This window comes from Bacillus kwashiorkori (genome assembly GCF_001375515.1).
Classification (GTDB): Bacteria; Bacillota; Bacilli; order Bacillales; family Caldibacillaceae; genus Bacillus_BK; species Bacillus_BK kwashiorkori.
In genome coordinates, this window is the sequence record NZ_CTDX01000014.1 from 213,083 (window position 1) to 231,660 (window position 18,578).

The following is an 18,578-nucleotide window of genomic DNA, read 5'->3' on the forward strand; positions in this document are numbered from 1 at the left end:
ATGGTTAAATAAATATCGAATTTTTACTGATTCTGCCATCGTAATTAAATGGATATCGATTTTAATATGGAACCAGATTCTAAGTCACGGAGTTCAATTTTACCGTTATCGTATAAGGCATAGGAGCTACTTCCGTCTTTTGGAATGGTCGTACTTCCTGGATTAAGCAATATAATACCATCCCGTTCCTCCAATACTTTTATATGTGTATGACCTGTAACGATAACTCGGCAACCTAATTCTTTTGCTTGATTAATTCTTTCTTCTTCTGACTCCTCATATCCGTGTACAAGATAGAAGCGAATATGATCAAATTCGAGCACGCGCGTTTTTTGTGAAAGATCTTGCTCGGTAACCATTTCATCGACATCGGCATCACAATTTCCCCGAACATAAACGATATCGTTCCTTTCTTTCAGGAGGTCTGCTAATTTTTGGGGATTATATGTTGCAGGAATATCATTACGTGGTCCGTGATAAAGAACATCACCAATATGACAAATTTTTTCACAACCATTTAATTGATCTAATGCACGAAGCGTATTTTCATAACCTCCATGAGTATCACTAATAAAGCCTAGTTTCATCCTATATTTTCTCCTTTCTATATTTGCATTAACTGTATTATACCGCATTTGACGAATAAAAAATTTGCCAACAAAGGAAAAAGTCTCTTGTTGTTTAAAGAAGATGTTGTAAATATTCGCCCAAAAATACTCCTGGCAATCCAATGCAAAAACTACCATTGTGAATATAGTCATTTTTTTGATATATTCTTCCGAGTTTTCCGTTAGGATGGTAGGATTCGTTTGCAGTTGCTGAAAAGATGAAGGTATCCAATAACCAATGCTAGTTAATGGATACCTTCCTCAGTGAAAAGGTTGTTTTGCTATCATTATGAGCAAAACGTTATAGTAGTTTTTATAAAAAATAAAGATTAAATCGCCCAATCACCGTTGCGGAAGATTGGAACAACTGTACCATCTTTTTTAATACCGTCAATATCCATTTCAGCAGAACCAATCATAAAATCAACATGAACTGGGGATGTGTTAATACCATGTTCCCGTAGTTGGTCCTCGTTCATTTTTGTACCGCCTTGAATATTGGTCGGGTAAGCAGAACCGATTGCTAAGTGATTAGAAGCATTTTCGTCATATAACGTATTTAAGAATGTAACCCCTGATTGGGAGATCGGAGATGGATCTGGTACTAGAGCAACTTCTCCTAATCCGGTTGCACCATCATTTTCAAATACTAATTTTTTGACAACTTCATCACCTTTGTCAGCGGAAATATCGACAATTTTTCCATCTTTAAAGTGAACGACCATTCCTTCAATTAAGGTGCCCGCATAACTTAATGGCTTTGTACTGCGAACGACTCCGTCCATACGCCGAGTATCTGGTGCAGTAAATACTTCCTCTGTCGGCATATTAGCAATAAATATTTCTCCTTTTGGATTGACACTGCCGGCACTTGCCCAAATGTGATTTTCTGGTAAACCGAGGGTGAAGTCGGTGCCTGTTGCTTTAAAATGTAACGCGTGAAATTGAATCTCATTTAGTTTATCTGCTTTTTCCTTTAATGTTTGAACATGTTGATCCCAGGCGGCAATTGGATCGTCTTCATAAACACGACATGATTTAAATATTTGATCCCATAGTGCATCTACCTGTTCTTGTGTTGAAGATAAGTTTGGGAATACTTTTGCCGCCCAGCCAGCACCAGCTGCAGCAGCAACTGTCCATTTTAATTCATCATTTTGTGTAGCTGTTAGTTGAGCTTTAAATGCTTTTGTTGCTACTTTTTGATAAGCAGAAATTTTCCCAGGATCCACACCGTCTAGGAGACCAGGGTCACTAGAGAGAATGGAAAGCCTGCAAACACGGTGATTTAGTACATGGTCTTCCACTTCATCAATTTCATATTTTGGAATATTTGTCAGTACTTCTTCCGGTTGATGTTGATAATGCATTTTACTTATAAAATCATCAGACCATTTAACGATAACTTTTTCAGCACCTAGTGCGTACGCTTCCTCTGTAATTAGGCGGGCAAGTGGTGCTTGTTCAACGGAAATCGTCATTTTTAACCAGTCTCCCGGCTGTATGTTTATCCCTTTTTTTACTAGTAGTTTCGCATATTTCTGTAAGTTTTCCTCAAAGTTTGGCAAAACCATCATTATTCCTCCTATCAAATATGTATATAATATTATCTACATAACTTACCATTTTCTGCAAGGTATGAATGTTCGAAAATAGATTTTTTTATAAAAAAGGACATTAGGATGTATTTTTCCCCTTTAATTTAACTAATTATTCGACTTGAGCAATGGTTATATGTCCAATACATAATCTAGCTGTATAATTTAATAGTATTGGCGCTTCTGGATAAAAATAAGTTGTCCTATTTACCGGTGTTACTTTATCCATCTCCTCCTGGTTGTTCAAACACAATAAACGCTTGTCCAGTGACGCAATATATTATGAAAATGAAGTACCAAAAGAAGAGGAAAATGTAATTAAGAGGCGATAGTTTTTTTATAAGTATATATGGCTTTTTATAGGAAAAATCCAAGGGGCTGTCCAGAAAGTCGTATTTTCAACTTCTGGATGCCCCTCTTTATGTTTCAAACGCTTGATACATCAACATTCTTTTTTTACCGCTTTTTAGGGGTTTTTACTTTTCGGACAGCCCTTTTTTAAGTATTGGTGGAGCGGATATAGGATAATTGAAAATTCATTTTTGTCGCGTTTGTATTTTTATCCAACTGATACAGTTGATTCCATGACGGTTAGCGTTCGATTTGTAGCATTTAAAGTGACGGTTGCCCCTATCGGGATAGTTGCTTTGTAATACCCATGTCCTGTAGCGAGGTTGCTAATCATTGGTTTACCGAGTGGGACTAAGAAAGCTCGGATTAGATCATCAAAGGTTGTTCCATAGGAAGTGAGGCAATTAGTACATTGTCCGATAATGAATCCAACACAGTCATTAAATTTACCTGCTAAAGAAAGTTGAGATAAATATCGATAAATTGTATTGGAAGGTGCACTAACTTCTTCAATAAGGAGAATTTTTCCCCTTGTATCAATTTCATATGGAGTACCAAGTGTATTAACTATTGAAGTTAAATTTCCTCCGACAATAGGTCCAGTCACATTTCCAGCAACTAAGCTTACGAGGGGCATGTTCGGTGGATTTTCGATCACTCTTGGAGCTGCTGTTGTGGAAGTCGCTGCAAAAAATTGGTTGAAGTTATAAGGTGGTGTGTCGCTGCGGAAGTCGGCAATCATTAAACTGTGAAAGGTTATGATATTACTATATTGGTATAGTGCATTTAGTAATGCTGTTATATCACTATAGCCAGAAACAATTTTTGGATTCCTTCTAATAACATCAAAATTCAAATATGGAAAGATAGATTGAACCCCTGTTCCACCACGTGTTGCAAGAATCATTTTGACATTAGCATTTAGAAACATATTCATAAGATCCATCGCGCGCTCTCTCGGTGGTGCAGAAACAATTCCACCAAAGGAAGTAACGTACCTCCCAAAGATAATATTAAAACCTTGATTTCTTAACATCTGTACTCCTGTACTATACGTGTCCATATTCAAAATTGGACTACCGAGTGTAACTAAGCCGATAGAATCTCCCTCACGCAAAATAGTAGGCTTAATAGCTATCCTAAAACCCTCCCTCAAAAAGCATCCTATAATAATAAATATTAAAACATACACAAATATATTCCCTATCAGAATTGTTGGGGACAGTCCCCCACCGCTTTAAAGTGCTAAAGTGTGTAGTAGATAAGGGTGACTACAATGCATGAAGGATGTTGTTTTTTTGTATTATATGATGTTTTTTGAAATAATAAGGGGAGGAGTTTTCAATAAATATATTGATTAATATGGAAATATAAATTGTCATTTGTAAAAAAGTAGAAATTGATAGGAGGGGGCAGTTTTGAACCAATTTATGGAAAGAGCAGTTCAGTTAGCATTGAATAATGTTGAGGAAGGTGGCCAACCATTTGGTGCTGTACTTGTAAAAGATGGTAAGATTGTTGCAGAAGGTGTTAATGAATTGCATAAACAATTTGATGTGAGCGGACATGCAGAACTATTGGCAATTCGACGGGCACAAATGGAATTGCAAACAAATGATTTGTCGGGATACATAATGTATGCAAGTGGTGAGCCATGCCCTATGTGTCTGACAGCAATGTATTTTGCAGGCATCAAAGAGGCTTATTTTTGCCAGTCTGTTGAAGATGCAGTAGCAGTTGGTTTAGGGAAATCTAAATTAATTTACGAAGATTTGAAAAAAGATAAGCAAGATCGTCAACTGCTAATGGTCCAAATGAAATTAACCGGAAATGTACGAAACCCCATGAAAATTTGGGCAGAAAAACAATAATGGGGGACAGTCCCCCGAGTGTTATGTTATTAGTTAAGTTTTGCTAGTTGAACAGCGAGTTGAGCGCCGAGTTTTGCGTTGTTATAGACTAGTTGGATGTTGGACTCTAAACTTTTTCCAGCTGTAATTTCCTTTACTTTACCTAACAGGAATGGCGTGCTTTCTTTCCCTTTAATTCCTTTTTCATCCGCTTCAATTAGTGCATTTTCAATGGCATTCGTAATCGTGTCGTAATCCATTTCATATTGCGCTGGAATTGGATTCGCTACTACAACTCCGCCATTTAAACCTAATTCCCATTTTGCATGGATAGCGGTTGCTAGGTCTTGAGCATCATCGACTCGGTAATCGACAGGGAAACCGCTTTTTCTAGTATAGAAGGCAGGCAGTTCTTCTGTACCAAAGCCAACAACAGGAACTCCTTGTGTTTCCAAATATTCTAGTGTTAAGCCTAAATCTAAAATCGATTTAGCACCAGCACAGACTACAGCTACATTTGTATGGGCAAGTTCTTGTAAGTCAGCAGAAATATCAAATGTTTCCTGTGCACCACGATGGACACCGCCAATACCGCCAGTTGCAAATACTTTGATGCCCGCGAGCGCTGCGATGATCATCGTTGACGCAACAGTAGTAGCTCCGTCTCCTCTTCTAGCAACGATGAACGGAATGTCTCTTCGACTTGTTTTAACGACGTTATTATTTTTCCCAAGTATTTCAATTTCCTCCGTTGTTAATCCAACTTTTAATTTTCCACCTAAAATAGCGATTGTTGCAGGTATTGCCCCGTGATCCCGAATAATTTGTTCAACTTTTAATGCTGTCTCGACATTTTGTGGGTAAGGCATACCATGGGAAATGATAGTAGACTCTAAAGCAACAACTGCTTTTCCTGTTTTTAAAGCATCTGCTACTTCTTGTTTCACTTCTAAATATTTTTCTAACATAATCCTATCTCCTTCATTTTTTCATTTATATTTTCCAACGAAATATTTGGATTTATCGTATTTTCATGGGATAAAGCTAAAATGGATGCGGTCATAGAAAAGCGAGTAGAAAAATCAATATCGAAATTATTTAGGTGACAATAAGCCAGCCCCGCCATAAAGGCATCTCCTGCACCAGTTGCATTAATGACTTCCACTTTAGGTGACTGAATATGGTTCATTTGTTGACCATCGTGGTAAAAAATTCCGTCAGCACCAAGGCTAATGAATACGTTTTTAACGCCCTTTTTTAAAAAATATTCCGCTGCTTTTTGGAGATTAGCTTCAGATTCAATTTTAATCCCAGATAAAATTTCCGCTTCCAATTTATTCGGTTTGATAGTGTGGAAGTAACCGATAATATCAGCAACTTTCATTGCCTTCGCTGTAGAGACGGTATCCAAGAAAAAGTTTGTCCCTCGATGATTGGTTACAATATATTCAATTACATTCTCTGATATATTTGTATCAATAATACAAACTTTAGCATTTTCAATAACGTGCTTTTTTTGCTTAATAAAATCCACGGACATTAGATCAAAAATATCCATTGCAGAAATTGCAACAGCCATATCTCCTGTTTCATCGAGTATGGATAAGTAGGTAGAGGTAGCATGTCCATTGAGAATAAGTGAATCCTGCATATTAAGTCCAATTTGATTCGCATCTTCGAGAATTTTTTTTCCATAAAGATCATCGCCGACTGCAGTGATAAGCCTCGTATCTGTGCCAAGCTTCACTAAGTTTTCCGCAATGTTTCTGCCGACCCCGCCTAATGAAATTTTTAATTCGCCTGGATTGGAATCTTTTAGCATGAGCTTATCTTTTGGAAACCCTTGTATGTCCACATTTGCTCCACCAACCACGCAAGCGTAAGCACCTTCCTGTACGATATAGCCTTTTCCGAGAATATAGCCTTTTTTTATTAAGTTAGAAATATGGACTGCAGTGGATGAACGTGTTATTCCAAGAATTTTTGCAAGTTCCTGCTGTGAGATTAGAGGATTCTTCCTAATCAACTGCAATATTTGCTGCTCTCGGTCAGTCATTATAACACCCCCTTATTAAACAATTGTTTACAACCTAAACATTTATTAACTTTAGAATATCACATACATATACAAAACACAACAAAAAATTACGGGGGACAGTCCCCAACAATTCGAACAATTAGTAAAATTTCCACCTCTCGTTCATACAAAAAGAGCAGTGAAGAAAGTTCCTCACTGCTTGCTTTTTTATATAAGACAAATTACTTTAGTGCTTTACCACTTTAGTGTAGTGGGGGACTGTCCCCTTGCATTAAAGTTTGAATTGGCGGATTAGTTCGTTGAGTTCTCCAGCTAGTTTGGATAGTTGTTCGGTGCTTACGGTGATTTCTTCCATAGAGGCTGATGTTTCTTCGGTTGCTGCAGAGGTTTGTTCAATACCAGCAGCTGATTCTTCAGCAATGGAAGCAATTTCTTGAATGGATTGATTCATCTCATCACTTTCCTTCGCCATTTCGGATAGGGCAGAGGAAATCGTTTGAATATTATTCACCATATCATTTACAGAATCACTTATAGAATGGAATGTATTGTTCGTTGAACTAATTTTTACCAATCCTTGTTCTACTTCTTCATAGCCAATTTGCAATGCATTTGTTACGTTATCGTTTTCTTTTTGAATATTTCCGACGATATTTGTAATATCCTTCACAGACAAAGCTACTTGTTCCGATAATTTTCTAACTTCATCTGCAACTACGGCAAATCCGCGTCCGTGTTCTCCAGCCCGAGCAGCTTCAATGGCCGCATTTAATGCTAGTAAATTTGTTTGGTCGGCGATATCTTTAATCACATGCACTAAATCTGAAATTTGACGGGATTGAACATCCAAATTTTGGACTTTGACAACAACATCTTTTACAATTTGATCAATTTGTTCCATTTGTTTCGTTGACTCTTCCATTAACTGGTTGCCTTCTGCAGTCATACTAATAACGAGATTAGATGATTGTTTCACTGTTTCTCCGTTTTGATTAGCTTCTTGCAACTTGGAAGCAAAGGCCTCAATTATTTTGGCTAACTCACTAGAATTACTAGCTTGTCTTTCAGAACCAGATGCTAATTCTTGCATTGTTGCTACCACTTGTTCCGAACCTAATTTCACATCATTTGCTGATTTTGATAATTCTCCACTATGATTCGTAACAATCTCTGAAACTTTAGCGATTTGTTTGATCATCGTTTGGAAGTTAGTAATCATTTTGTTCATAGAAGTTGCTAATTTGGCAATTTCGTCTTTTCCTTCATAATCTATCGCTGCAATAGTCAAATCACCACTAGCGATTTGATCACAAACATTTACCACTTTATTCAAATTACGAGAAACTATTCGACTAATTAAAAGGACTAAAAGACCTCCGATAACGAGAGCAGTAATCGTTGCCATTACAAGAATACTTAAAGTTTGTTTTTGACTTTCTAACGACTTCGTTACGGCCTCTGAACTGTCTTCTTTCAAATATTCCACTAAATATTCTAGGGATCCGATGGAATGATCGCGGATATTATTTACTCTTACAGCGTGCAGACCATTCATAAAGGCAGTGCTTGATTGTCCTTTCGCTTCCGTATAAACATCAAACAGTACTTTATTATTTTCCACGACTATAGTGAAGAGTTCTTTATAGTTAGATTTCGTCATAGATTCATCTAATTCATCTAACAAGGTATTTATATGAGTTGTCTTTTTCTCAAATTCTTCCATATCGGACTTACTTTGTTTTTCTAAGTAGTTTGACAAACTAATAGTTTGACTATAAATGGATGACTGTATTTCGGATATTTTAAAAGCTGTATCTTGACTCTTTTCTTGTTCCTTCATTTGATTTCCAAGACCGATAACAAAATAAGAAACAATAGTAGTAGAAATAAGGAATAAAATGAAGACACTTATCAAACTAACCCCGTATTTCCCACCAATCGTTAAATTTCTAAAGAAGTTAAGTTTATTAAAAAAGTGAACCTTTTTCTGTTTCGGTTCTTTTTGTTTCTGTTTTTGGTCTTTCTTAGTATTAATTTTCAGCCGTTTTTTCTTCATGGTGCTCCCCTTTCAAAAATTTCAATAAAATGTATGCGCAAACAAACGATATTTTTTATTATACTATGCTTTATGTTAAATTGGACATTGAAATTTAAATTATTTGTGAGAAAATACGCAAAGGTTATTCTCTGTAAAAAAAATCACTAATTACCGTCTCGGGAAAATTTTTCGGTATTCTTTCGGTGTAAGATTTTCGTGCTTTTTAAAGATCTTAGTAAAATAACTTGGTTCATTAAAACCTAACTGTTCACTAATTTCAGCTATCGTTAAATTAGTTTGATTTAGTAAGGATTTTGCCATTTCCAGTTTTTTTAGAGACACAAACGCAGTAAAGTTCATACCAGTTTCTTTTGTAAAAAGCCTACTAAAATAGCTAGTACTTAGATGACATAGTTTAGCCATTTGTTGTTGTGTTACCTTTTCGTTTATATGTTTTTCTAAATAATTAAAAGCCGGTTGCAACACAGAGTCGTTGTTAAAAGGTGGTTTAAATTGCAATACTTGAGCACTTTCCTCCCATTGATTGAAACAACTTTCATTTACTGTATCATAGTTACTAGTACCATTTGTTTCTTCTTTTCCTAGCATCTCGATAAGATAATTTTTTTCCATCGCTTCTTGAACGATATAATTGCAAAGGTTATACAACATTTGCACACTCTCTTTCATTTTTGAGTATGGCATCTTTGGAATTTGATGAAATAACTTCGTTGTATTGTCCTTTATCATAGCAAATTTCCCTTGATTAGTTTGAATCGTTAGCATATGTTCAAGAGCACTATCTTCATCATCTGCCATTTTCACTTCACCTGCCATAATAGCACCGACGTATTTATCCTCGATTGTTATCGGAATAGCTATATCAACAATCCCCCAATGGCATAAATAAATATACGGTGAATTACCTCTAACCGCTTCCAATCCCCCTCTAGCATCACATTTCTCGCAAAGCTTTCGTAACTCCGGGTCACTTCTCATCTTGTGACAAAAAGGTCGGACATTACTATGCTTCGTCACTGGATTTCCTTTATAATCAATAGTTATAATTGCCAAATTAGTTACGGATGATATTGAATCTTGCATTGTTTGCCACTTATTTAAATCAAAAATATTCTTTAATTCCAAGTACTTTGTATTCACTATAAAGCCTCCTATTATTGGGATAACAATAATAGCAAATTAGATTGTTCATATATTCACAATATAAATAAAGTATAACATATGAATACTAGTGAATGTGAAAAAAACGATAAATATCCTAGAAAAACAACTTTTTCGTAAAATCAATAGCTTTGTAAATAACAAAAAAGTCCTATTTCAAAAAAGAACAACAAAAAAATACAATAAATATGTGTAAATATTAGACAAAAGAGTCTAATGTAAAAGTCTAGCACGAATAGTAGACTAATAAATAGAAAGATATTACTAAAAAAAGATAAAGTGAGGTTCATGCGATGTATGATTTTTTTATGCCTAACGTAAACTTTTTTGGACGTGGGGCGGTTAAAGTAACCGGAGATCGTTGTAAAATTTTAGGAGCAAAGAAGGCCTTAATTGTTACCGATCGTTTTTTAAGTCAATTGGCGGGTGGTCCAGTAGACAAAGTAACCGATTCATTAACAGCATCAGGAATAAGCTATGTTATTTATGATGGGGTAGAACCGAATCCAAAAGATACGAATGTTCTAGCAGGATTAAAAGTATATCAAGAAAATGATTGCGACTTAATTTTAACAATCGGTGGCGGCAGCGCGCATGATTGTGGAAAAGGGATTGGAATTGCAGCAACTCATGAAGGTGACTTATATGAAAACTATGCCGGAATTGAAACATTGACTAACCAGCTACCTCCGATTGTTGCTGTGAATACAACAGCAGGAACAGCCAGTGAAGTAACACGTCATTGTGTCTTAACTAATACGAAGAAAAAAATAAAATTTGTTATTGTAAGTTGGCGGAATACTCCATTAGTATCGATAAATGATCCTGAACTAATGGTAGGTAAACCAGCTGGATTAACAGCTGCAACAGGGATGGATGCATTAACCCATGCGGTAGAAGCATATGTATCTCTCGGTGCTAATCCAGTAACAGATGCACAAGCAATTCAAGCAATTAAATTAATTTCTGAGAATTTACGCCAAGCAGTTGCCTATGGTGGAAATATTGAAGCTAGGGAAAATATGGCAAATGCCTCCCTTCTAGCTGGCATGGCATTTAACAATGCTGGACTAGGCTATGTTCATGCAATGGCTCACCAATTAGGGGGATTATACGACATTGCTCACGGTGTTGCTAATGCCGTACTGCTACCACATGTAGAAAAGTATAATATTATTTCCAACCCACGTAAGTTTGCTCATATCGCAGAATTGATGGGTGAAAATATTGACGGACTATCAATTAGAGCTGCGGCCGATAAAGCTATTGCTGCAATTCAAAAACTATCAGAAGATATTAACATTCCATCAAGTTTAAGGGACTTAGGTGTGAAGGAAGAAGACTTTGAATTAATGGCGAAATTAGCATTAGAAGATGGTAATGCATTTAGCAATCCGATTCAAGGAAAAATGGAGGATATAATAACCATTTTCCAATCAGCATATTAAAAATATGTCTATAATGAAAACCCTGATTACTTTGAAAAATCAGGGTTTTTTTATGTGAAAATCAATAGAAAAAAGAGGGTTTTCCCTATTTGTGTAGAATTATCTAGAATGAGAGAATTGAAAGCGCTTTACTAAAAGGGGGTGTAGTATAAACGTCATAGTAAAATAACTTTTATCTTATAGCAATATATTCGTATTAGCAGTTTATTATTAAAAAAGCATTATAGTGAAGTGTCGCCATTTTATCTTATTTTTTAAAAGGGGCTGTTGAATTTAGTAATAGTTTCCGAAATGTGACTTTAATCGACAAACTAATAAAAGCAATTCTTTCTTAAGCAAAAAAATAAAAGGGTGGGAGATTTTTTTGAGATTAATGAAACGAATCGTTTATTCTATTATTTCACTATTATTCCTTGTTTCTTTCATGCTACCAAATCAGACATCAGCCAATTCTTTACGTGAAGAACAGCCGTTATTAAACTATGTTGCACTTGGTGATTCGCTAGCAGCGGGATATTTAAATGATAAAACTCGCGGGAAAGGGTACCCCGACTTTATCAAGTCTGAAGTGGAAAATAATACTGGTTATGTTGTTCATTTAAATAATTTTGGTGTTGGTGGCTATCGAACTGTGGACGTTATCGAACAATTGAAAGATGTGAAAGTTCAGCAAGCGATTGCTGATGCTGATTTTATTACTTATGATGCTGGTGCAAATGATGTTTTGGCAGTAATTGGCGATGTCACAAAATTTGATCCAACTGATGAACAATTATTAATAAAAATCGAGGAAACTATTAAACAAGTTGCAAAGAATATCGCTTTCACTTTATACCAAATTAAGACAATTAATCCAGATGTAGATATTTATGTAATGGGTTACTACAATGCACTTTACTTCCTGCCAAATATTCAAGAAATGGTAGAAATGTTAATTCATTCATTAAACAATGCGATTCAATCAGCTGTTTCTATGAATAAGGCAAACTATGTTTCCACACTAGAAGCTTTTGAAGGAAAATACGAAGAATATTTACCACTGCCAGATATTCATCCGACCGAAGCTGGCTATGTTGCAATCGCAGAACAATTTTTAGCACAAATTACTCCGAACCTTGATGTATTGCCGGTCCTTTGGCATACAGGAATAGGTGCTCCAAGTGATGAGCTAGGATATAATACGAACAAATATTTAGACATAGAAACACTAGATATTTATGAGAAAAAATCTAATCAATGGGAATTAGTCGACAATCTGAAATTTTATGATGGGGAAGAACTAAGTGGAAGTGGCGAACCAAGGGAAGAGATTGGAAACATTGGTGATTATTATTTGGATGAAGATACTAACCGAATATATATTAAAGTAGATGCGTCAACATGGATTTTCTTTGATGAATTAAACGAAGAAGATGAAGAAGCAGGTAGTGGAAACGACGAAGAAACCGGTAACGAGGAAGACGAAGGATCTGAAAACGTAGAAGAGGATGACAACAAAGATAAGGACACACAGACAGAAACCGGTGAACAGGAAGAAGATCAGACTAAAGATGGTGACAAACAAGGAGAAGGGGCAAAATTGCCTAACACTTCAATTGCAAGCATGAATATTTTCGTCATCGGTTTATTCATGATTAGTGTTGCGTCACTACTGTACTTTGTTTATAGACGCAGGTTAGTAAATTAATAAAAAGATAAGGACGGAGGTATATGCCTTCGTCCTTTTTTATTCTTAATTAAAGTGAAAATATTCAACAATCTAGTAATAATCTTGAACGAATGGTCAACGATAAATAATAGGAAAAAATATTAATAAAAATATTTAGTCCTCCTGAAAATATGGATAGTAGGTTCACCTTGTTATTTACTGACAAAGACAAATTGCAATCGATTTTTCAAAGGGGATTTTTGCTTTTGTTAACAGAAGTGTTTTTAGTAAAAGAAACAACTTACAGGTTGAAAAATTTCCCAATAATAGCAAAGAATAGTGAAAATTTCAACTTAACTAGAAATGATAGGTAATCTTTTTTTGTATTGCTTGAAAGCGAAACCTTTGTTATATTAAGTAGTAAATAATTAGTTAATTTTACTAAAAATCAACTATTTATTCATGAACATAAAAATGAAGTCATCAGGCAATGGGATTTTTCTATTTATCGGTTGGAAAGGTTCAATTACTGTCTCATTGCAATAGATAGGAGTGTTATTATGGGAATTCAGTTTGATGAGAAAAAAAGAATTTTTCATTTGCAAGCAAAAGATACGAGTTATGTAATGGAAGTTGTTCGGGATGGTTTCCTCATTCACTTGTACTGGGGTAAGAAAATTAATTCATATAATCAACCTAATCCAGTCCAATTGTTAGACAGGGGTTTTTCAGGAAATCCATACAAGGAGGATCGCACTTTTTCATTAGATACTTTACCGCAAGAATATCCACAGTTCGGCAATACAGATTACCGAAAACCTGCGTATCAAATTCAATTAGAAAACGGCTCCACGATTTCCGATCTGCGATATACATCCCATGAAGTTTATCGTGGCAAACCGAAACTGGAAGGCATGCCTGCAACATATGCGAATGAAACAGAAGCTGAAACTTTAGCAATTACAATGGAAGATGCGCTGACGGGGTTACATGTTATATTAAACTATACTGTTTTTGACCAATATAATGTCATTACTCGTTCCGTTCGCTTTATCAATAATGGCCAGGAATCTATTAAGTTGTTACGGGCATTAAGTAGTTCTATTGATTTTCATGATGCTGACTTTGACTTTTTGCATTTACACGGAGCCCATAACCGTGAGAGATTTATCGAACGGGCACCACTTCGACCTGGTATTCAATCCATTGAAAGTTCTCGCGGGGCAAGTAGTCATCAACATAATCCGTTCTTTGCTTTACTAAGAAAGGATGCGACAGAATTTGCTGGTGAAGTTTTTGGATTTAATTTTGTCTATAGTGGAAACTTCTTAGGACAAATTGAAGTCGATCAATTTGCCAATAGCCGAGTGATGATGGGAATTAATCCTTTTGATTTTAGTTGGTTATTACAGCCTGGCGATTCTTTCCAAACACCAGAAGTTGTCATGGTATATTCCGACTCAGGACTTGGGGATATGTCCAGAACTTATCATGACCTTTATCGAGAGCATTTGCTCCGTGGTCAACATAAGCAGAAGGAACGTCCGATTTTAGTTAATAACTGGGAAGCTACCTACTTTGATTTTAATGAGGAGAAAATCCTCGACATTGCAAAAACAGGGAAAGAATTAGGAATGGAACTTTTCGTTTTGGATGATGGTTGGTTCGGCAAACGTGATGATGATACAACTTCATTAGGTGATTGGATTGTCGATCAAAGAAAGTTGCCAAATGGATTAAATACTCTTGCCAATCAAATTAATGATATGGGTATGCAATTTGGGCTTTGGTTTGAACCGGAGATGATTTCTGTAGAAAGTGATTTATACCGTGAACATCCCGATTGGTGTCTCCATGTGCCAGGACGTAATCGTTCAGAAAGCCGCAATCAATTAGTTTTAGATTTATCAAGAGATGATGTTTGTGAAGAAATTACTAAACAGATTAGTAATATATTGGCTAGTGCTCCAATAACTTATGTGAAATGGGATATGAATAGACATATGACAGAAGTTGGTTCTGCACTGTTACCAGCGGAAAGACAAAGAGAAACAGCCCATCGTTATATGCTCAATTTGTATAAAATGTTAGAAGAGATTACAACAAACTTCCCTCATATTTTATTTGAAAGTTGCTCAGGTGGCGGTGGCCGCTTTGACCCAGGGATGCTCTATTATATGCCACAAACATGGACAAGTGATAATACGGATGCAGTTTCCCGATTAAAAATCCAATATGGAACTAGTTTAGTTTATCCAATTGTGACAATCGGTGCGCACGTTTCAGCGGTTCCTAATCACCAAGTTCATCGTATCACCTCATTAAAAATGCGCGGTGATGTGGCAATGTCAGGTAACTTTGGCTATGAGTTAGATTTAACGAAAATGACTACTGAAGAAAAAGAAATCGTCAAGGAACAAACAGCCCACTATAAAAAAATTCGTAAGCTAGTTCAGTACGGTGACTTTTACCGCTTATTAAGTCCATTCGAAGGAAATGACACTGCTTGGCTATTTACTAATAAAGAAAAGTCGGAAGCAATCGTTTCTTATTACCGTGTATTAGCTGAACCAGCAGCACCAACGAAAGTGTTAAAACTTGATGGAATCGACGTAACGAAACAATATCAGTTAGTAGGCACTGATAAAATTTTCGGTGGTGATGAGTTAACATATGTAGGAATTAATATCCCTATAGAACTAGAAGGTGATTTCCAAAGTTACGTCTGGCATTTTCAAGCCATTTAAAGAAATTTGCCTATTTTTTATTTAAAAGTTCAACTAAATAAAAAAGTTTGATTTATACAAGTGCCATTCCCCAAATTGTGGAGTAAAGGACATTTTGATGATCATATCTCATTGAAATGTCCTTTGTTTTGCGATAACAGCTCTTATAGTAAAATATCTTGCTAATCTGTCCCTTATAAGTTGATGTAAGGGACAGTTTTTGTATTGAACCTTACGAGTAAATAAATTTATCAACTATCATCAAAATATGGTAATGTGGTGATTGAATAATTAAACCAACCGTTACGATTACATTTTTCCCCAACATAAATAATAAATAATTTCATATAGGAAAGTCGAAACTAATTGCAGTTTAATAAAGGAAAGGGGGATTTGATGATAAATTTCCATTTTGATGCTAGTTATGTAAGTTTGCCAAGTATATTCTATTCATTTGTGAAACCGACACCAGTCCAATCACCTCGATTATTAAAACTCAATAAAACTCTTGCACAGGAGCTCGGTTTGAATGAAAAACTGGTGCAAACCGATGAAAGTGTTGCAATATTTGCAGGCAACTTAATACCACCAAATGCGGATCCGATTGCACAAGCATATGCAGGTCATCAGTTCGGTCATTTTACAATGCTCGGGGATGGCCGGGCGATCTTACTTGGAGAACATATAACACCAGACAAGAAACGAGTTGACATCCAATTAAAAGGAGCTGGTAGAACTCCATACTCGCGAGGTGGTGATGGTCGAGCAGCCCTTGGTCCGATGCTTCGCGAGTATATCATTAGCGAAGCGATGCACGCACTACGTATTCCGACGAGTAGAAGTTTAGCTGTCGTTTCCACAGGTGAACCTGTTTTTCGAGAAACAGAGTTTGCAGGCGCCATTTTAACAAGAATTGCGTCAAGTCATTTGCGTGTCGGTACTTTCCAATATGCAGCAAATTGGGGGGAAATCTCCGAGTTAAAACAGTTAGCAGACTATACAATAAAGAGACATTATCCTATTGAAGATAAAGAAGAAAATCCGTATCTTGCACTATTACGAGCTGTCATCGATCGGCAAGCAGAGTTAATCGCTAAATGGCAATTAGTCGGATTCATTCACGGAGTAATGAATACAGATAATATGACAATAAGTGGTGAAACGATCGATTATGGACCTTGTGCTTTTATGGATGCGTATGATGTGAAGACCGTATTCAGTTCTATCGATTATGAAGGAAGATATGCTTACGGAAATCAACCGTATATTGGTGGGTGGAATTTAACCCGTTTTGCGGAGACTTTGATTCCGTTACTTCATGAAGATGAAAAGCGAGCTATTGAACTAGCGCAAGGAGCCTTATCTGAGTATGCAGTTTTATTTGAAAGGTATTGGCTTCAAGGGTGGAGAGCAAAATTAGGAATCTATAATGAAGAAGCGGATGATAAAAATTTAATTAAAGATTTGCTTGAAATAATGCAAAATATGCGTGCGGATTTTACAAATACTTTATTAAGTTTAACTTTTGGTGAGATGGACGAAGGACTAACTAATAGTAAAGCGTTTGTAAGTTGGCATAAAAGATGGGAACAGCGGATTAGCCGGCAAAATAAATCAAGTGCTGAAATTACTGAATTGATGAAAAATAACAACCCAGCAGTGATTCCTCGCAATCATCGTGTGGAGGAGGCTCTAGAGGCAGCAGTGAATGAGGGGGATTATTGTGTCATGGATAAACTTCTCGCTGTATTAAGGAATCCATTTGCACATTTGGATGATCAAAAGGAATATGCTCAACCAGCAAAACCATCAAAAATTCCTTATCGTACTTTTTGTGGTACATAAGTGAAAAATTTACTAGTAAAAAATTATCATGTTAAATAATACTACAATTAAAATGGAAGGATGGTTTCTCCTACTTTAAGATTAAAGAGAAGTATGTAAACTACGTGGGAGAAACTATCCTCAAGTCGATAGCAAAGATAAATAAATACTTAACTAATCCATGAAGTTTAAGGATTTGATATGCGTTCATCTTATAATTTACTATAGTATTGCGGTTTTTTGCTTTGTAGTCTCTCCTTGAATTAGTTGTACATCAACAATCGTGTTGTTAATCGCTTCAGGGTTTCTTTCCTCGATTAAGTCTATAAGTGTGTTCACTAACTCGATCGCGATTCTTTCAATCGGTTGCGCAATAGTTGTTAATTTAGGGGTTTGTAGCATTTGAGTAAAACTATGGTAGTCGTAACCGACAATTTGCAATTGTTCTGGAACTTTTATACCATTTTTTTGCGCGTAAATATACAGTGCATATGCCACTATATCATTACTACAGAAAACCCCATCAATATCATGTAACAATGGTGCGACTTCTTTTTCGATAAAATCATAAAAATAATCAAACGTTAATTTGTTCAGCTCCCCTTCTTTCACTTGATAAGATACTCCGTGCTTCATACTTGTAAGGATAAAGGCATCACCTCTTCGATTAGGCAATGAATCGAATTCTAATGGTCCGGATATATGAAGTAAATTTTTGCATCCCCGACTAATTAAGTGCTTCGTGGCTATTTCCCCTCCGCTAAAATTATCCGAAGATACATAAGGAAGATTGTTTGACAAAATCCGGTCAAAGGAAACGATTGGTAAATTGGCTTTTTTATAGTCTTCCACTTCTAACGTGTGACTGCACATAATAATTCCATCTACACGGTTCTGCCTAAGCAGACTTAAATAGTTTCCTTCCTTTTCTGCATCCCCTAGCGAATTACATAATAATAATTTGTAATCACGTTCATTTGTGAATAGTTCAATATACTTAATTAAGTCGGAAAAAAATGGATGATTTGAGTCAGGAACTATAATTCCAATCAAAAACGATTGGTTTTGTTGCAACGCGCGTGCGATTTGATTCGGTTGATAATCAAGTTCATCCATAGCTTTATATACTTTTTCGCGTGTTTCTTCACTTATATATCCTCTATTGTTAAATACCCGGGATACTGTCGTAACGGAAACACCAGCTCTTTTAGCAACGTCTTTAATACTAGCCATAGCCAATCTCCTTTAATTTTTTGTATATCTTTTT

The 18,578-nt window shown here is 35.9% G+C and carries 13 protein-coding genes and 1 pseudogene; 5 read left to right on the top strand and 9 right to left on the bottom strand.

Annotated features, from left to right (window positions below; genetic code table 11):
• Positions 1–44: 44 nt before the first annotated feature.
• The 3 genes from yfcE to BN1242_RS06550 all read right to left on the bottom strand — a co-directional run bounded on the left by yfcE (position 45) and on the right by BN1242_RS06550 (position 3,695).
• A complete protein-coding gene (gene yfcE / locus BN1242_RS06540) occupies positions 45–587 on the bottom strand; it encodes a phosphodiesterase (protein WP_062353062.1) in 543 nt (180 codons plus the stop codon).
• Positions 588–937: 350 nt separating this feature from the next.
• Positions 938–2,182 (bottom strand): aminopeptidase, encoded by a 1,245-nt coding sequence (locus BN1242_RS06545; RefSeq protein WP_062353064.1) that lies wholly within the window; start codon positions 2,180–2,182, stop codon positions 938–940.
• Positions 2,183–2,765: 583 nt separating this feature from the next.
• A complete protein-coding gene (locus tag BN1242_RS06550) occupies positions 2,766–3,695 on the bottom strand; it encodes a S66 peptidase family protein (protein WP_062353284.1) in 930 nt (309 codons plus the stop codon).
• 280 nt (positions 3,696–3,975) lie between these two features.
• On the opposite strand from BN1242_RS06550, the gene BN1242_RS06555 reads away from it, so the two are divergent.
• Positions 3,976–4,428, top strand: coding sequence for a nucleoside deaminase (locus tag BN1242_RS06555; protein WP_062353066.1), 453 nt, complete (start codon positions 3,976–3,978; stop codon positions 4,426–4,428).
• A gap of 29 nt (positions 4,429–4,457) precedes the next feature.
• On the opposite strand, the gene BN1242_RS06560 is transcribed toward BN1242_RS06555, so the two are convergent.
• From BN1242_RS06560 to BN1242_RS06575, 5 genes and pseudogenes are all read right to left on the bottom strand, one after another.
• Positions 4,458–5,375, bottom strand: coding sequence for a pseudouridine-5'-phosphate glycosidase (locus BN1242_RS06560; protein WP_062353068.1), 918 nt, complete (start codon positions 5,373–5,375; stop codon positions 4,458–4,460).
• Complete coding sequence (locus BN1242_RS06565; protein WP_062353070.1) at positions 5,369–6,463, bottom strand: PfkB family carbohydrate kinase; 1,095 nt, start codon at positions 6,461–6,463, stop codon at positions 5,369–5,371. Before BN1242_RS06565 ends, BN1242_RS06560 begins: the two co-directional genes overlap by 7 nt.
• Before the next feature lie 253 nt (positions 6,464–6,716).
• On the bottom strand, positions 6,717–7,673 hold the full coding sequence (locus BN1242_RS13910; RefSeq protein WP_420806012.1) for a methyl-accepting chemotaxis protein: 957 nt from the start codon (positions 7,671–7,673) through the stop codon (positions 6,717–6,719).
• Positions 7,659–8,501 (bottom strand): annotated as a pseudogene (locus tag BN1242_RS13915) (HAMP domain-containing protein); the annotation flags it as partial. The pseudogene BN1242_RS13915 and the gene BN1242_RS13910, both read right to left, overlap by 15 nt.
• Positions 8,502–8,651: 150 nt before the next feature.
• Positions 8,652–9,644 carry a PocR ligand-binding domain-containing protein gene (locus BN1242_RS06575; RefSeq protein WP_062353074.1) on the bottom strand — a complete coding sequence of 331 codons (993 nt, stop codon included), beginning with the start codon at positions 9,642–9,644 and terminating at the stop codon, positions 8,652–8,654.
• Positions 9,645–9,958: 314 nt separating this feature from the next.
• Here BN1242_RS06575 and BN1242_RS06580 point away from each other — a divergent pair, with 314 nt between their 5' ends.
• The 4 genes from BN1242_RS06580 (at position 9,959) to BN1242_RS06595 (ending at position 17,332) form a co-directional block, all read left to right on the top strand.
• Positions 9,959–11,113, top strand: a complete 1,155-nt coding sequence (locus BN1242_RS06580) for an iron-containing alcohol dehydrogenase (protein ID WP_062353076.1) — start codon at positions 9,959–9,961, stop codon at positions 11,111–11,113.
• Between the two features lie 373 nt (positions 11,114–11,486).
• Entirely contained in the window at positions 11,487–12,800 is a 1,314-nt protein-coding gene (locus tag BN1242_RS06585) for a GDSL-type esterase/lipase family protein (RefSeq protein WP_238985103.1), read from the top strand.
• 521 nt (positions 12,801–13,321) lie between these two features.
• Positions 13,322–15,508 (top strand): alpha-galactosidase, encoded by a 2,187-nt coding sequence (locus BN1242_RS06590; RefSeq protein ID WP_062353082.1) that lies wholly within the window; start codon positions 13,322–13,324, stop codon positions 15,506–15,508.
• A 375-nt stretch (positions 15,509–15,883) separates the two neighbouring features.
• On the top strand, positions 15,884–17,332 hold the full coding sequence (locus BN1242_RS06595) for a protein adenylyltransferase SelO (protein WP_062353085.1): 1,449 nt from the start codon (positions 15,884–15,886) through the stop codon (positions 17,330–17,332).
• Positions 17,333–17,533: 201 nt separating this feature from the next.
• On the opposite strand, the gene BN1242_RS06600 is transcribed toward BN1242_RS06595, so the two are convergent.
• The gene (locus tag BN1242_RS06600; RefSeq protein ID WP_062353090.1) at positions 17,534–18,544 is read right to left on the bottom strand and encodes a LacI family DNA-binding transcriptional regulator; all 1,011 of its coding nucleotides are present in this window, start codon (positions 18,542–18,544) and stop codon (positions 17,534–17,536) included.
• Positions 18,545–18,578: the final 34 nt, after the last annotated feature.

What these genes read in the sequence shown, in the direction of transcription:
- yfcE (WP_062353062.1), bottom strand. Translation starts at nt 587, where the DNA reads ATGAAACTAGGCTTTATTAGTGATACTCATGGAGGTTATGAAAATACG.
- BN1242_RS06545 (WP_062353064.1), bottom strand. Translation starts at nt 2,182, where the DNA reads ATGGTTTTGCCAAACTTTGAGGAAAACTTACAGAAATATGCGAAACTA.
- BN1242_RS06560 (WP_062353068.1), bottom strand. Translation starts at nt 5,375, where the DNA reads ATGTTAGAAAAATATTTAGAAGTGAAACAAGAAGTAGCAGATGCTTTA.
- BN1242_RS06565 (WP_062353070.1), bottom strand. Translation starts at nt 6,463, where the DNA reads ATGACTGACCGAGAGCAGCAAATATTGCAGTTGATTAGGAAGAATCCT.
- BN1242_RS13910 (WP_420806012.1), bottom strand. Translation starts at nt 7,673, where the DNA reads ATGAACAAAATGATTACTAACTTCCAAACGATGATCAAACAAATCGCT.
- BN1242_RS06580 (WP_062353076.1), top strand. Translation starts at nt 9,959, where the DNA reads ATGTATGATTTTTTTATGCCTAACGTAAACTTTTTTGGACGTGGGGCG.
- BN1242_RS06585 (WP_238985103.1), top strand. Translation starts at nt 11,487, where the DNA reads ATGAAACGAATCGTTTATTCTATTATTTCACTATTATTCCTTGTTTCT.
- BN1242_RS06590 (WP_062353082.1), top strand. Translation starts at nt 13,322, where the DNA reads ATGGGAATTCAGTTTGATGAGAAAAAAAGAATTTTTCATTTGCAAGCA.
- BN1242_RS06595 (WP_062353085.1), top strand. Translation starts at nt 15,884, where the DNA reads ATGATAAATTTCCATTTTGATGCTAGTTATGTAAGTTTGCCAAGTATA.
- BN1242_RS06600 (WP_062353090.1), bottom strand. Translation starts at nt 18,544, where the DNA reads ATGGCTAGTATTAAAGACGTTGCTAAAAGAGCTGGTGTTTCCGTTACG.